This window comes from Pseudomonas sp. FP1154 (genome assembly GCF_030687245.1).
In the GTDB taxonomy this organism is placed as follows: Bacteria; Pseudomonadota; Gammaproteobacteria; order Pseudomonadales; family Pseudomonadaceae; genus Aquipseudomonas; species Aquipseudomonas rhizophila.
In genome coordinates this window covers 3104272-3119652 of the sequence record NZ_CP117465.1, presented here as the reverse complement: position 1 = coordinate 3119652, position 15381 = coordinate 3104272, and the positions used below count along the sequence as shown (strand labels likewise).

11 protein-coding genes and 2 pseudogenes are annotated in these 15381 nt (G+C 58.9%); 5 read left to right on the top strand and 8 right to left on the bottom strand.

Annotated elements, in window-relative coordinates:
• Positions 1 to 28: 28 nt before the first annotated feature.
• Together PSH91_RS14100 and hemN are read left to right on the top strand one after the other, a co-directional pair.
• Positions 29 to 1408 carry a coproporphyrinogen III oxidase gene (locus PSH91_RS14100; RefSeq protein WP_281459176.1) on the top strand — a complete coding sequence of 460 codons (1380 nt, stop codon included), beginning with the start codon at positions 29 to 31 and terminating at the stop codon, positions 1406 to 1408.
• Entirely contained in the window at positions 1405 to 2793 is a 1389-nt protein-coding gene (gene hemN, locus PSH91_RS14095; RefSeq protein ID WP_305465962.1) for an oxygen-independent coproporphyrinogen III oxidase, read from the top strand. Before PSH91_RS14100 ends, hemN begins: the two co-directional genes overlap by 4 nt.
• 90 nt (positions 2794 to 2883) lie before the next feature.
• On the opposite strand, the gene PSH91_RS14090 is transcribed toward hemN, so the two are convergent.
• From PSH91_RS14090 to PSH91_RS14060, 7 genes are all read right to left on the bottom strand, one after another.
• Positions 2884 to 5541 carry an excinuclease ABC subunit UvrA gene (locus tag PSH91_RS14090; protein ID WP_305465961.1) on the bottom strand — a complete coding sequence of 886 codons (2658 nt, stop codon included), beginning with the start codon at positions 5539 to 5541 and terminating at the stop codon, positions 2884 to 2886.
• 295 nt (positions 5542 to 5836) lie between these two features.
• Entirely contained in the window at positions 5837 to 6823 is a 987-nt protein-coding gene (locus tag PSH91_RS14085) for a phosphoribosyltransferase (protein ID WP_305465960.1), read from the bottom strand.
• Positions 6824 to 6891: 68 nt separating this feature from the next.
• A complete protein-coding gene (locus tag PSH91_RS14080; RefSeq protein WP_305465958.1) occupies positions 6892 to 8172 on the bottom strand; it encodes a hypothetical protein in 1281 nt (426 codons plus the stop codon).
• Positions 8173 to 8288: 116 nt separating this feature from the next.
• Positions 8289 to 9665 (bottom strand): anthrax toxin-like adenylyl cyclase domain-containing protein, encoded by a 1377-nt coding sequence (locus PSH91_RS14075; protein WP_281459180.1) that lies wholly within the window; start codon positions 9663 to 9665, stop codon positions 8289 to 8291.
• A 338-nt stretch (positions 9666 to 10003) separates the two neighbouring features.
• On the bottom strand, positions 10004 to 10417 hold the full coding sequence (locus PSH91_RS14070; protein ID WP_305465957.1) for a DoxX family protein: 414 nt from the start codon (positions 10415 to 10417) through the stop codon (positions 10004 to 10006).
• A gap of 150 nt (positions 10418 to 10567) precedes the next feature.
• Positions 10568 to 12127, bottom strand: coding sequence for a GMC family oxidoreductase (locus tag PSH91_RS14065; protein ID WP_305465955.1), 1560 nt, complete (start codon positions 12125 to 12127; stop codon positions 10568 to 10570).
• A 369-nt stretch (positions 12128 to 12496) separates the two neighbouring features.
• On the bottom strand, positions 12497 to 13258 hold the full coding sequence (locus PSH91_RS14060) for an alpha/beta hydrolase (protein ID WP_047225817.1): 762 nt from the start codon (positions 13256 to 13258) through the stop codon (positions 12497 to 12499).
• A 447-nt stretch (positions 13259 to 13705) separates the two neighbouring features.
• On the opposite strand from PSH91_RS14060, the gene PSH91_RS14055 reads away from it, so the two are divergent.
• Positions 13706 to 14272, top strand: a complete 567-nt coding sequence (locus tag PSH91_RS14055) for a LuxR C-terminal-related transcriptional regulator (RefSeq protein WP_305465952.1) — start codon at positions 13706 to 13708, stop codon at positions 14270 to 14272.
• A gap of 42 nt (positions 14273 to 14314) precedes the next feature.
• Here PSH91_RS14055 and PSH91_RS14050 read toward each other — a convergent pair.
• A pseudogene (locus PSH91_RS14050) lies at positions 14315 to 14494 on the bottom strand (Lrp/AsnC family transcriptional regulator); the annotation flags it as partial.
• 177 nt (positions 14495 to 14671) lie between these two features.
• Between PSH91_RS14050 and PSH91_RS14045 the strand changes: the two are divergent.
• Both PSH91_RS14045 and PSH91_RS14040 read left to right on the top strand, forming a co-directional pair.
• Positions 14672 to 14764, top strand: a pseudogene (locus tag PSH91_RS14045) (1-aminocyclopropane-1-carboxylate deaminase); the annotation flags it as partial.
• A 72-nt stretch (positions 14765 to 14836) separates the two neighbouring features.
• Positions 14837 to 15331 (top strand): transketolase, encoded by a 495-nt coding sequence (locus tag PSH91_RS14040; protein WP_306110012.1) that lies wholly within the window; start codon positions 14837 to 14839, stop codon positions 15329 to 15331.
• Positions 15332 to 15381 lie beyond the last annotated feature (50 nt).

Sequence of the window (15381 nt, the reverse complement as noted above, 5' to 3'; positions counted from 1 at the left end):
GTGCCTGCGCAGCCATTCGGAGATTGTCATGTTCGACCTGTTCCACACCCCCGGCGATCGAGCCCCGCGCCGTACCCCGGCGGTGGCTGATGTCGATTGCCCGGTCGGTACGCGCAAATTCCATACGGGGGTTGGCTCGCTCGATCTGCTTCGGGAGTTGCGCGACAGCCGCCATAAACGGCGGCCGCTGTCCCTGGCGGTGCATCTGCCTTCGCGCTTGCGTTTGTCATCGTGTTCGCCCCTGGCGAGCGTGTGCCGGTGTGGCGAGATCGAGGGCTATCTGCAACACCTGACCTATGAAATCGGACTGGTCGGTTGTCACTTGGGCGCAGGGCGTCGGGTCGAGGCGTTCTGCCTGACTGGCGGTACGCCGGTGATCGCCCATTTGCAGCGGCTGATGGATGACCTGCGCAAACGTTTCGAGTTCTGTGAATACGACAGCGCCGAACACAGCATCGAGGTCGACCTGCATCACACCGACTGGTCCACCATGGGGCTGATTCGCGACCAGGGATTCACCCACGTCAGCATCGGAGTACCGGACATTGGCCTGGACAGCGATTTGTCCGTGGATTGCTATCAGAACCCGGCACCGATTCATTCGCTGATCGATGCCGCGCGAACCTTCGGTTTCCGTTCCATCAACATCGATCTCGGTTATGGCCATGCCTGGCAAACGCCCCACAGCTTCGCGCGCAAACTGGGCACGCTGATCGAACTGGAGCCCGACCGGCTGCATGTGTTCGACTACGCCCATGCGCCGTATCGCTATCGTTCGAAAAAACACCAAGCGGCGGATGCCTTCAGCAGCCAGGCCGATACAGACACCATGCGCCAAATCTGCTGCGAGCAACTGACCGGGGCGGGGTATCACTACATCGGGCTGGGGCAGTTCGTCAGGGCGGACGATGACCTGGCCGTCGCCCAAGAGCACGGGCGCCTGCACCGCAATTGTCAGGGTTTCACTCGGCGCGGTTGCTGTGACCACTTGGGTTTCGGCCTGTCGGCCATCACCCAGATCGAACACTTGTACGTGCAGAACACCGATGACCTGCTGGAGTACTGCCAGCAGCTGGACGCCGGGCAGTTGCCTGTGTCTCGCGGCTGGCGCTGTGAGGCGCAGGACCTGCTCAGGGCCGCGGTGACCGAGCAACTTGCCTGCGACCTGGAGCTGGATATCCCGGCCATGGAAGCGCGTTTCGGCGTGGTGTTGCGCGATTATTTCGCGTCCATCTGGCCGCAGCTGGAGGTATTGCGCAGCCAGGGTTTGATCGAATTGACCAGCCGTTTTATTGGCATCTTGCCCGCCGGGCGCCTGAGTGTGGATGCGATCTGCAATCTGTTCGATCCAGTTCCCGACGACGCAGGCACTTTGACCGGCCCCTTTGACAGGTTGACCCCATCATGAATGCTGTATCCGCTTTCAATCGCGCCCTGGTCGAGAAGTACGACCGTCCGGGGCCGCGCTACACCTCCTATCCGACGGCCCCGCAGTTCCATCAGGCCTTTGCCATCGATGAGTACCGCCAGGCCGCCGAGCTGAGCAACCAGGCCCCGGTGCCCAAACCCTTGTCGGTCTACATCCATATTCCGTTCTGCCAGAGCCTTTGCTACTACTGCGCGTGCAACAAAATCATTACTCGCAAGACTCATCGCGCCGCTGAATACCTGACTTACCTCAAGCGTGAGATCGGCCTGCAGGGGGCGTTGTTCGACCGCTCGCGCAAACTGACGCAACTGCACCTGGGCGGTGGCACGCCGACCTATCTGACCCATGAGCAACTGGCCGATCTGATGGAGTGCCTGCACCAGGCGTTCGACATGGACGACAGTGACGCCCATGAGTTTTCCATCGAGGTCGATCCGCGGACCATCGATGCCCAACAGATCCAGGGGCTGCGCCAGCTGGGGTTCAATCGCCTGAGCTTCGGCGTCCAGGATTTCGATGCCCAGGTGCAAGCCGCGGTCAATCGGGTGCAGAGCGAGGCCCAGGTCGTCGAGTTGGTGGAGGCGGCCCGGCTGGCGCGTTTCAAGTCCGTCAGTGTCGATCTGATCTACGGCTTGCCGCTGCAAACCATCGCCAGTTTCGATGTGACCCTGAGCAAGATCATCGCCCTGCGTCCCGACCGGATCGCCGCCTACAGCTATGCGCATCTGCCGCAACGGGTGCGGGCGCAACGGATGATCCGACCCGAAGACATGCCGCCGCCGGAGCGCAAGCTGGAGTTGCTGGAACTGACCATCAATCGTCTGACCGAAGCCGGTTATGTCTACATCGGCATGGACCATTTCGCCTTGCCGGACGACGAGTTGGTGCGCGCTCGGGTCCAGGGCACGCTGCAACGCAACTTCCAGGGGTATTCCACCCATGCCGATTGCGATTTGATCGGCCTGGGTGTGTCTTCGATCGGTAAGGTCGGTGACAGCTATGGTCAGAACGTCAAGGAGCTTTCTCAGTACTACGCTCGCCTGGATCAAGGCCTGCTGCCGGTGCAGCGCGGCTATCGCCTGAGCGACGATGACCGGTTGCGCCGCGAGGTCATCAGCGAATTGATGTGCCATGGACGGATCGATTTCACCCGGATCCAGATCAGTCACGGTGTGGGTTTCAACGAGTACTTTGCCGATGCCCTGGTCCGGCTTGAGGAACTGGTGCGCGACGGACTGCTGGAGATCCACCCCGACTCGCTGGTGCTGCTGCCCCAGGGGCAATTGATGATGCGCAACGTGGCCATGGCTTTCGACGCGTACCTGGGCGTCGACCAGACGGTCCAGTATTCGCGTACGGTTTGACGTTATGACGAGAGCTGGCCGTTCCCGCTGGCTGCGCAGCCAGCGGGGATAACCCCCTCGCCACAGGCCGTGCGCCAGGCAGGTTGCCCTTCAACCTCCAGGCTGCAGCACCCTGCCCAGAAAGGCCGCCGTTCGACTTTCCTGGCATTTCGCGACCTTCGCCGGAGCCCCGCATACCACGACTTTCCCGCCCTGGTTCCCAGCGCCCGGGCCGATGTCGATGACCCAATCACTCTGCGCCACCACGCGCATATCATGCTCCACCACAACCACGCTGTGGCCTTCATCCACCAGGCGATTTAATTGCACCAGCAAGCGATCCACGTCCTGGGGATGTAAGCCGTTGGTTGGCTCATCCAGCACGTACAAAGTGGCACCCCGGGCTTTGCGTTGCAGCTCGGTGGCCAGTTTGATGCGCTGGGCCTCGCCGCCGGACAGTTCCGTGGCCGGTTGACCCAGGCGCAGATAACCCAGCCCGATATCCTGCAGCACTTGCAGTGAGCGCTTTGCCGACGCCTGCTCGGCAAACACCTCAAGCGCCTGGTTCACGGTCAGTTGCAACACCTGAGCGATATTCAGCCCCTGCCAGTTCACTTCAAGGGTCTGGGGGTTGTAGCGATCCCCGTGGCACGTGGGGCAGGGTGCATACACGCTGGGCATGAACAACAGCTCGACGCTGACGAAGCCCTCGCCCTCGCAGGTTTCGCAACGGCCTTTGGCGACATTGAAGGAGAACTGTCCCGCATCGAAACCCAGTTCCTGCGCCTGAGGCGTGGCGGCGAACAATTTACGTACGTGATCGAACAGCCCGGTGTAGGTGGCGAGGTTGGAGCGCGGGGTGCGACCGATGGGTTTCTGGTCCACCTGGACCAGCCGCTTGACCGACTCGAGTCCGGCGGTGACGTGGCCACCGCTGGTTTGCAGCGGTTCATCTTCCAGGCATTGTTCGTCGGCTTCGGCGTTGTGGCTGGCCTGGCCCAGATGGCCACCCACCAGGTCCAGCAGGGCCTGGCTGACGAGGCTGGATTTACCCGAGCCGGAAATGCCGGTCACGGCGCTGAAGCAACCCAAGGGAAAGGCGGCGCTGAGGTTGTCGAGATTGTTGCGGGTGATGCCTTCCAGGCGTAGCCAATCCTTGGGTGTTCGAGGCGTACGCCCCGCAGCGCTGTCCTGGGCAAACAGGTAGGCGCGGGTGCGTGACTCCGGCACCTGCCGCAGGCCCGCGGGTGGACCGCTGTAGAGGATTTTTCCGCCTTGTTCCCCCGCGTCGGGGCCGACGTCGATGAGCCAGTCGGCGCGGCGCATGGTGTCCAGGTCGTGTTCGACCACAAACACCGAATTACCCGAGGCCTTGAGGCGTTGCAGGGCCTGGAACAGCGCTTCGCTGTCGGCCGGGTGCAGGCCGGCAGAGGGTTCATCCAGCACATAGATCACGCCGAACAGCTGGGAGTTGAGCTGGGTTGCCAGGCGCAGGCGTTGCAGCTCGCCGGAAGACAGCGTCGGTGTGCTGCGCTCCAGGGCCAGGTAGCCGAGGCCCAGGTCGATCAAGGTGACGATGCGCTCCAGCAATTCAGTGGCGATGCGTTGGGCGGCCAGGCGTTTTTCCAGGGACAGATTGTGGGTGTGGCGTGCATCAGGCCCGCCGGCATGGGGATTCTCACCCCGAGCGGCGCGTTGCTCGCGGGCCTCGCGGGTTTGCTGGTGGGTGAGGGTTGTTCCCGGTTCCTCGGCTTGCGCCAGATAATCGGAGGCGGCAACGCCCTTGAGCACCTCGGCCAGTTCCAGCAACGGCAGGTGGGACAGTTCGGCGATGTCCAGGCCGGCAAAGGTCACCGTCAGTGCCTGGCGCTTGAGGCGTTTACCTTCGCACACCGGGCAAGGGCTGGCGCGCATGTATTGCGCCACGCGTTTGCGCATCTGGGCGCTTTGGGAGTGCATGAACGTGTGCAGCAGGTAGCGTCGGGCGCCGCTGAACGTGCCTTGATAGCTGGGCTCGAGTTTGCGCTTGAGGGCTGCGCGGGTCTGGGCCGGGGTGAGCCCGGCGTACACCGGGACAGTGGGGGTCTCTTCGGTGAAGAGAATCCAGTCACGCTGTTTTTTGGGCAGGTCGCGCCAAGGAACGTCGACGTCATAACCCAGGGTTACCAGGATGTCTCGCAGGTTCTGGCCCTGCCATGCCATGGGCCAGGCCGCCACGGCGCGTTCGCGGATGGTCAACGAAGGGTCCGGCACCATGGACGCTTCGGTCACTTCATAGACCCGGCCCAGGCCGTGGCACTGCTGGCAGGCACCCTGAGGCGTGTTGGGCGAGAAATCCTCGGCGTACAGCATCGGTTGGTCGGCCGGGTAGCTACCCGCTCGGGAGTAGAGCATGCGGATCAGGCTCGACAAGGTGGTGACGCTGCCCACCGAGGATCGCGCGCTGGGCGTGCCGCGCTGCTGTTGCAAGGCCACCGCTGGCGGCAGACCTTCGATACTGTCCACGTCCGGCACGCCCACCTGGTCGATCAGGCGCCGGGCATAAGGCGCGACTGACTCGAAATAACGGCGCTGGGCTTCGGCATAAAGCGTGGAAAAGGCCAGCGACGACTTGCCCGACCCCGACACGCCAGTGAATACCACCAGGGCATCGCGAGGGATGTCGACGTCGACATTCTTGAGGTTGTGCTCGCGGGCGCCACGCACCCGGACGAAACCGGTGTCTTCAGGCAATGGCGAAGCGGAGGCGGGACCGGAGCGTGGGGGCATGGAGCGTTCCTTGTTTGCGTCTGTTCAACGCGTGGAGGCTTTCTGGCGAAACGGCGTCACTCGGAGAGTGGAACCTGAGTCACAGCACTGATATTTATGCGACCGGGTTCGTCGATTCTCGTGCAATAAAAATTTTCTCCGAAGCGAAAAGATGAGAAAAGCTTCGCAATTGTCATGGAAACGGACCCCGGATGCCTCGATCAAAGCTGTTCACTGCTCTGTTTGTTGCGCTGCTGTGGATGATAACCAGCGTGGCCCGCAGTGATAACCAGCGGCGTGTTCGCCATTTTCGCGTTCAGGATGGCGCCCCAGGCGCACCGTGTTTCCAATCTGCCGCGCCGATCAATCTTCCCCGGCCGCACCCGGCATCCCACCAGATGACCCGCAGCAAAGGCGCTTGCTGCGCGATCAGGATCGCTTGTGTCGGGTCGCTTTCAACGAAGTGCGTGCACCCCAATTGTACGCATGCCCGGGCTTTGTAGAGGGCAACCTGTTCTGGGCTGTCGTTGCACGAGCGGGTATCTCTCATGATCAGCGGTGTCCCGCCATGGCCGTGCTGGCTTAGCCAGGCTTGAGTACGAACGCGATCCATCTCCGGGCGCCCGGTGATAATCGCCTTCACCCGCCCCAGAGGTGGCAGCTGCTTGAAGGGCTCGAGGCGGTCGCGTTCGCCAAGCGCCGCACTCAAGTCCGCCGCATAACGTTGGAGCGGGATATCTGGAAGCAGTATTCCGTCGAGGTCGATGGCGTACACGTCGTAATCATGGTCATGGGCCATCCTGCCGGTACGCCCGCCACCGGTGTCGATCCAGCGATCGCGATAGGCGCAGGTAAGGGCTTGGCGCTCCCAAGGGAACTGCAAGAAATACCCTCGCCCGTCCAGTCCGTAATCGGGGCGTATACCGCTTAGGTCGTCAAAGCCGACAGTGAAAACCCTCACGATCAATCCCTTGCGCTGCAAGAATGCCAGGCAGTCCTTCAGGGTGTGCCCGGTGCCAGCGATGTCTTCACAGAGCAACACCTTGCTGCCTGGTGGAGGAAGGGGGATCGACGAGTCCCAAATCACGCTCCGATCGACCCGGTAATAGCGCAAAAAGGCCGGTTCAACGCCCGTGGCATGCGAGACCATCAGCGCTAAGGGGCCTCCACCTCGCAATATACCGATGATGCTACTGAACGCTTCTTCGAGAAGCGTAGGCTGTATCGACGCGACCAAGCGATCCATCTGCTCATACGAGATAGGCAGCACGGGTTTGAGCACGTGCGATTTCTGGACAGACACTGTTTTATCCGGTGATGAAAGCGAGTCGTTCGGTGGGTGCTTGATGGCCCTACGGAGCCGTGACAGGGCTATGGGGTTGGCACAGGGTTCGATGTCCAGTCGTTTGACTCACCACCGTCGGCGTCTATTAAGGAAAGTCTGAAGGACAGATCGCGATACTCGCCCAGGGAGTGTCGCGCTTCCTCGGAGAGATCCGAGAACGCCGCTTCGCCATGCTTGTCGACCAGCTCCAAAATCGCGTCGAGCGCCGCACGGGTCTTTGGGCTGAGCGCTTGATAAGCCTCGGCACCGGCCTTGATCGCTGGATCATCGGGTTCGCCGGGTTCGACGCGACTCAGTCTGGTATCGGAAGCCCGGTTGACTGTTTCCAATGACATGTCGGTCAGCGCCAACGAATCCAGGCTGCTTCGCTTAGGACGCGAAGCGCCGATTCCAGCGGTCCGCTGCGGCGGTAATGCGTCGAGTTTGCGCCGGGTATCTTGTTCCTGCTGATCGACTTTTTCTTGTTTGGACTTAAGGGCTTTACGTGCCATGCCGATAGGGGTGTAAAGCGCACTCAAGGCGGCCATTGCTTTCGCCTCCAGTGGACCTTTGCCCTGACGAAGGGCCATCTGATGGCGCGCGGATAGGGCAGAACGTTCTAAAAATTTGGCATCATTTATCGCGCTTCTCCATAGCTCAGGTTCTGATTTTTTTCCCGCAGCAGGCAATTGCTGGTTTTCCTGCACGAGACGTTGGTATTGCTTGCGAACGTCTTGTTTATCCAGTTTTCGACCAACGAACTGTTCATCGATTTTCTCAATCTGCTCTCGAGCATATTCGCTCAGCCTGGGCAGGTCCTGTTTACGGGATTCAACACCCGGCTTCGACAAAAGAAGGTTGAGTTTTTTTGATTTTTCCTTTGCCGCATGATGAGGTTCAGTCGAACGGTTGGCTTCTTTCGACCGTTCCATGAGCACGACAGTTTCGGTGGGACCCGATGCGTAGGATTTATGTTTGAGTTCAAAAATGTCGTAGCGCTGTTGCTCATTCTTTCTTGCATGCACGAGCAATTCACCCGGACTGGTATTGCCTTGACGTAGCAATAGCTTGAATGTTGCCTCGTTGTGCTCAGTTGAGTAGAGGTTCAGCGTCCCATCGGCAATGGCGTTGGCAGCCATATGGGTAATGGCCGACTGAATCATGTCCGGGGAGGTCTCCTTAAAAGCATCAAGGGTCTTTTTACTCAAATGTGCGGGTGAAAGTTTATCGACGTGCTCGGCTTGAGCCGAAGTTTTGGCAGACTCGATGGCTTGCCCATGCCGCAAGCGACCAAGGAACACGGGAGAGCTGCTTGCACCCGGTATCATTTGCTTTCTCTCCTCATGCGCTTATGCAAATTGGTTCGGTCAAATGAGTGGCCAATAGTGTTGTGCCGGTTCCCACGTCAGCTGGATAAATTTGCACCGTATAAGTCGGCGAGGATTTACCCGGTCAATCCACCGGACTGAATTCGCCGCTGCTCGGCAACCACTTTCAATAAATCCAGATCAGACTGGGAAATATGACTGCCACGCCGGCTGCCTTGGCCGGACGCTATACTCCCGCGACGAGTCTCAGGGGGCGAAAGAGTCGACGACTGACTACTGAGCTTGCGCTCGATTTCTTGACTGCGGTTGGCGACGTTAGTCTTTAATTCGTCATCAAACCAACGCCTGTTTCCGACCAGCACATAGCCTGTATGACCGCTTGCGTGAGCATCACGCGCCTCCTCCAGGAAATCGTTTAACTTGACCTTGTCCGGTATGACCGCAATGGCGCCAAATTCGCCCAGTGCTTGCGGAGCAATGACGGTAGCTGGAAGGTTACTGTGCATGTTTGTACTTGGGTTGCCTTCGTCCGAGCCATGATGAACCAGGTTCCAGTCTGATGGGTCATCAACATTCAGATGTGTTTTCAACTTGCCGCGTAATGAGTGGTTGATGTCGTCAATGACTCGTTCCTCGAGGCGGGTGACATAATCAACAGTCGGGGCGGCACCCGCCGTCTCTTTGACGGCGACATTTTCATATTTCGATCGAATGTAGGCGATACCAAGATCGGTGGGCTGCTCGTTTGGCGCAGCTGGTTTTGCCGAGCCTCGTCGTTGACTCTGTTGCGGGACGTCATCCCACTGCGGCATCAAAAACAGCAAGTCGTAGTCGGCGGTGAAGGGAAGAGCAGGCTTGCCGTGAGGTTTAACGTTCGGTGCCAGCACTTCAACAGCCTGACCGTCTATGGCTATTCGATAGGTGCCGTTTGCGGTTTTATCAGCAGTGAAGTTAAACGTGGTCCCATCCTCCCTGGTACTTGCGAACGCAGGCGGAACAAGCGGTCTTATCAAATTGTGTTGCTTCAGGTAGTCCATGCGTGCTGCTGGCAGTTCCAAAGGCACCTTAACCGCGTGGCCGCTCTCCACGCACCGCTCGATTTGCAGATTCGCTTTTTCCATATCGGCCGGTGTCGTGCTGCCTTTTCCACTGAGCTGCTGATTTGCCGGAATAAAACCGAACAGCGGGCCGACCATGGAACTCTTCCCTTTTATATTCAGCCCCTTGGTTGGATAGCCCATCCCTATCAGCTGTGCGTTGTGTGGATCAACAGGGCGGAAAGCGATAATGCATCGATGCTTCCGAGCGATGTCATGGAGCTGGTGCAAGTGCTGCGCACAGATGCCTGTTTGCTGGCTGACTTTATCGATATCGTCGCGGACGACCTCAGTCAGCGGGCGGGCAGAAACTGCTGTGGTATGCCCGGCCTCAGGTGCTTTATCGGCGTTAAAGCTGAACGTTTGGTTCCATTGCACCGGGCCTAAGCTACTCATTCCATCCGCTTCCAGAATTTAGTTCTCGAGTAGGTGGCGATTTCAGGCATGTCGGTTCCGCACGCCTCGGGCATTTGCTCCTGGAGGTTAGGGCCGGCCGAGTGGAATACCGCCTAACGCATTCATGATCATCTGCTTGTCGCCTTCATAGTTATGCGGCGTGATGCTTTTGGTCCCGGAAACCGTGGGTGATGGCACCGAAAAAAACGCGCCCCGAAGGCGCGCGTTAAAAATTGGCTGGATGCGGCCAACCAAAGGAGCTGATGACTGGACTTGCGCTGCTGCTTGATCGGCGAATCAAATCAACCGCATGCGGTGTGCCCATAAACGCCTGGCGCTCAGAAACGTGATATTCGCCCTTTGCTTTCAACCAACGGCAGCAGAGAACGGACGGCATCGCTGCGCAGGTAAAGCGAAGCCCAGGCCCCAATGCCCAATAGCCCACTGATGATCTGCGAGGCGGAGCCCAATTCACCCAGGCGCAAATGGGTGCAAATGGCACCACCCAGGAATCCTGTCACCAGTATTGCGCCCAACACGGCGGTTCTCGGAATCACGTAGAGCACGGTGCAAACCAGAATGATGCTGCCAATGACAGAGGAGAGGTGATCGGGGAATCCGGTCAGCTCCATGTTTTTTGCGAGGACTTGGGGCGCGAAAATATTCACACCGGCGTCGGCAAGTAATGCCAACACCACCAGAGCGCCCAGGACTCTGCCCGTCCAGTGCGCGACGCTGGTTTTTTTCTGCATATCTGAAATCATGATTAGGACCGTGGTAAAACTCATTGGGTGGGTTGACGCACACGCGTTAATTCAAGCAAGGCCCGGTTCTCCCGCAGGGTTCGGCGCAGCCCTCGGCGAGTGGCCGGCTCGAACACAGTCACCGGCGCCTGCTGACGCTCAAAGCTCGTAAGCGGACCGTATAGCCTCAACGGCCCGCTCGCCGATCACGACGCACGGGGCCATCGTATTGCCGCTCGTGATATGCGGCATGATGGAGGCATCGGCAATGCGCAGTCCCTGGACGCCGTAGACGCGCAGTTGACTATCGACCACGGACATCGCGTCCTGGCCCATTTTTGCCGTACCGCATTGGTGCCAGTAAGTAACGGCAGCGTTGCGAGCGTAATGTTCGAGCGATTGGATGTTGAGTTTTCCAGGCAGGCTTTCACGTTTGACCAAGCCCTTGAAGGGCGCCTGCGCGCCCAGTTCCTGGACAAATCGGATGTTTTCCAGCGCGTTGCGCCGGTCGGTGGGATGCGACAGGGTGTTGGGCTGGATGATCGGGGCATCGGTCACATTCGGGCCGCTGAGCTTGACCCGGCCGCGACTTTCCGGATGGGCAAGGCCTGCGAACATTGTCCAGCCATGTGCGGGAACGCCGAGTGAGGCGTTCTCTGCGCTGGGCACTGGAAATTCAACTTGGCAGTGGAACATATCGGGGAGATGCAAAGCGCTTTCGCTGCTCCAGTAGAGCGTCGCCTCCGAGCCGCCGTAACCCACCGGTTGTGGAGTCGCGTATTCGAAAATAACGGCAAAGGACACGTGGTCCTGATGATTGGCGCCAACGCCGGGGAGATGCTGGACGAACGGAATACCATGGCGCTGCAGTTCCTCCTCTGGCCCCACGCCTGATTGCATCAGGACCTTGGGCGTGTTGACCGCCCCCAACGAAAGAATGACTTCGTGATCGGCGTAAAAGCACTCGATCTGCCCATCTTTTATGGTTTCTACGCCGATGGCGCGTTGGTCCCTGAAGAGTACGCGACTGACAAGCGTATCAGTCAGGACCGTGAGGTTGGGCTGACCACAGCGTGGAGCGACGTAGGCGCGGTAAATGGAATTACGCCGTCCGTCCTTGACGATGAGGTCGTTCAAGGCTGCACCTCCGCGGCCTTCCATCATAGCGCCGTTCGGGTTCTCGAAAACCGGTATACCCATGCCGGCAGCCGCACTGATCATGGCGTTGGCAATCGGTTGGGCGTCTCGCACAGGCGCGACATGAACCGGTCCGCCCTTGCCGCGACGCACCAGATCGCAGGTGCCCTGATAGTCTTCCACGCGTTGATAAATTTTCAGGACCGACGCGTAGTTCCACGCCGGGTTGCCACTGAGTGCGGCGAAGTCTTCCCAGTCGTTTTTATGGCCGCGGGCCCACAGCATGACATTGACGCTGGACCCGCCCCCCAAGCCGCGGCCCATATTCAATGGGATTTTCCGGTCGTTGAGATGAGGGTTCGCGGCGCCCACGAAGTTCCAGTCGCGCTCGGTGCCCAGGTTCAGCGGCCAGTTCCCCGGTTCCAGCACGTGGGGGTGGTCATCGCTGCCTCCCGCCTCGATGAGCAACACTTCCACCTCGGGATTCTCGGCCAGTCGTCCGGCCACGACGGAGCCGGCGGTTCCCGCGCCACAGACGATGAAATCGAAATGGTGTTTATTCCGCGCGCAATTCATAGGCATGAGCGAGGTTCCTTGGTCGGGGTGGTATCGCTCGCCAGGTTCAAGCGTAGATCGAGGTGCAAAATCATTGCTGGGGAGAACATGCGGTGGATCTCGCTAGGGTATTGATAGGGGAAGCCGGGCACGATGACGGGGCCATCGACTGCCGTTTTGTTTGCTGGGCAATGAGTGACGGCAGGGGGGCAAAAGGTTCCAACGGATGTTTGCCGTCGGCTGGGTAGCAGGAGGCGAAGCTCAATCTCGCCAGATGTGACGACCGTTGCGAGGGAAGTGCGTTGCGTCCGAGCTTCCGCCACCCTGTCCTGAGACCGGTGGCAATCCATCCTGACGCAGCACTTCCCTCGATCCCGGCGCAGAAGAGGCCCGAAATTATTGGCTCTTCTGAACAGCCTGGATGATGACTTTTGCAACATCTGCCGGGCGTGACTGTTGCGGCACGTGGCTGGCGTCGATTTCGGTGACCTTGGCACCGATCTTCTTGGCGAAAGCTCGCTGCAGATCAGGCTGGATCATCCGGTCTTCCTTGGCCACGACGTACCAGGATGGCTTGCCTTTCCAGGCGGCGGCGCTGGTTTTGTCATCGAATGCCGAGGCGCGGATCGGCCCTTGCGTCGCGGCCATTACCGCGGTTTGCTCTGCGGAAAGATCCTGGGCAAAACCGGTGGCCATGCCCTCGGCGGTCATGTACAAGAAACCGTTTTTGTCGGCGGCGATGTCTTTCACGCCGGACGGAGCAGGGTAGTCCTTGCCCAGGTCTTTACTGGCTTGACCGGCATCCGGAGCGAACGCTGCGACGTACACCAGGCTGCGTACTTTCTTGTCGGTGCCAGCCTCGCTGATGACGGTACCGCCCCAGGAGTGGCCGACCAATACGACATCGTTCTCCTGGTTGTTCAGGACACGCTGCGTGGCGGCGACATCGTCAGCCAGCGAGGTCAGCGGGTTTTGTACCACGGTGACCTTGATGCCTTCCGCCTGCAGCAGCGGGACGACCTTGCCCCAATCGGATCCGTCGGCGAAAGCGCCATGGACGATGACGACAGAAGGTTGCTGCGCCGCGGCATGGACCGCGCCGCCGAACAATGAACAGGTCATGGCGAGTGTGAGGGCAAGGGCCTTGGGTTTGAACATGATGCGATCTCCTGTGTGGGGTGAGCGCAGTTTCAGCAATACTCGGCGGCTGAGGTATCGGTCATTTATCCGAGGCGGTGAATAATGTTCAATCGAATGCCCGGAGGAAACGACATGTCGGCAGGTGGCGCGGCTGCGACCCTCAAAGCCCTGACGCTGGGGTGGATTGGAGGCTAAGTCGAATAAGTCTTTTGTTTCAATCGCTTGGCAGCATCGTTGGTTTCGGCAGGTTCACGTGCGCGCGGGTGGAATAAAGCTTGGGCAGGCGCCAAGTTATTTTTATTGCGTTACTTCTAATTTATTTGCAATAAAAATCGTTTCTATGATCATTGGCAAAATATTGTTTCGTATTTTATTGAAAAGATGCAACACGCTTTTTATTGAATCTACCTAAGATTAAGCAGCGGACCTGTCGAACAAGCTGAATAAAATAACCAGGAGCTGAGCATGATGGACCTGAACGGTTTTAGTTGCCTGTCAAGCAATGCCGAGAGCCACGTCATGGCGGCTCATCATGTCTGGCTCATTCCTGGAGCACTTCCAGACGACGGTTTTGAAAAGAACGCGGGGGTGCCTCATTGGACATCGCGCGCCTGTGGCCAGGCTGTTGGGTGCTCGTTGGCAGCTCAGGGGGCGGTGCAGTCTTATGAGCGGCTCGATGGCCGCGGCTATGTCCGCGGCTTCGAAGGTGATGCAGCGCAGGTCCGCTATCGGCTGCGGGTTGCAACACTGACCTTGCAAGCATTGCGCAGCCAGCCACCGCGGCAACCCGGCTTGAGCGAGAAGGGCAGGCGCGCCATGGCCGTCTCCAGAGCAAGCAGCAGCCCACTCTCCGAACGTGAAACACAAATCTTGCGCTGCATCAGTGAGGGCGGCAGCAATAAGGAAGTGGCGCGTCAGCTTGGCATCAGCCCGAGTACGGTGCGCACTCACGTCGAAAGCATGTTCCGCAAACTGCAATGCACCACTCGTGCAGCGGCCACACTCAAGGCGCTGAGCCTGGGGTTGATCTGATTCAGAGCGAAGACGGCATCTGGCGCATCCCCATGAATTGTCCAACCCCCTGATCAGCCCAGCCTGCTTGAGCCGTTCGGCACGTCTCAGGCACGCCGGGGCGCTCAATTTCGCTGTGTCGGTCAATGCAACGTTGGAGATGGATGCATCGCGCTGCAAGGGGTTGATAATCGCGCGGTCGGTGCGATCAGGCTGCACGGGGCAGGGCACGGGAGGTATCAGGTTTTCGTTGTTTGTTTATTGTGTTAGCGATGGCTGCGGAGCAATAACAAAATGAAAATACTGGTTGGATCGAAATAATGTTTTTTAATTGGCGAGTAACTTGCAACACATATTTTAGTTTTTTTTCTTACTATTTATTCATCGAAGTCACTGCGCGCGTTTGGATATCCAACTCGTAGCGAGTTCCCTGAGGGGGCAAAAGTGCTTTACGCGCATTTGGGTGGAGTGTCTGCCCTCAATGCCTTTAGTTTCCTGTTCCGTAACGGTTGAGATGTATCGGCGCACGACAAATCGAGGAGCGAGCCTGGCGAAAGGTTCGCTCTCCAGGATCAGGTTGTGCAAATGGGTGCAGATTATCGGGGAGTGAGTGCAATGGATGCGATGTCGCAAGCAGCAGCCTGGATCAAGGAGCCTTCGGCGGATGTCGGGGTGGTTATTGTCATCAGCGCGTCGTTACCCAAATACATCATTGATCAGGTGCACGTCGCAATAGACGACTGGGACCAGGTTGCCTATCTGGCGGTCCAGCGTCCGGCAGAGTTGATGCTCGACTGGCTGCAGTCAGGGGCGAAGCCGATGCAGTCGGTAACAACTTCTCGCTGTCAGGCCAAGCAGCTACTCAGTCCAGTGTGTCCAAATTGCTTTTTGTTGGATGTCGAAGTCGAAGCAGTCCCAGGCCTCGCCTGGCTGGGGTCGGTCTGTGGTCACAAGCTGCGAGTCCTTGAGTTGAGCATCGACGGACCGTCCAGCACGGACATGGACCAACAGGTCGAGCGGATTCTGTCGGCAGCTCAAACCCTGGCCCGGTGCCTGCTGCAAGAGCGATGCGTGCTCTAGCGTAGTGCGTCATCGGTACGCCTTCGAAACACTCCCTGAACCACGCAGGA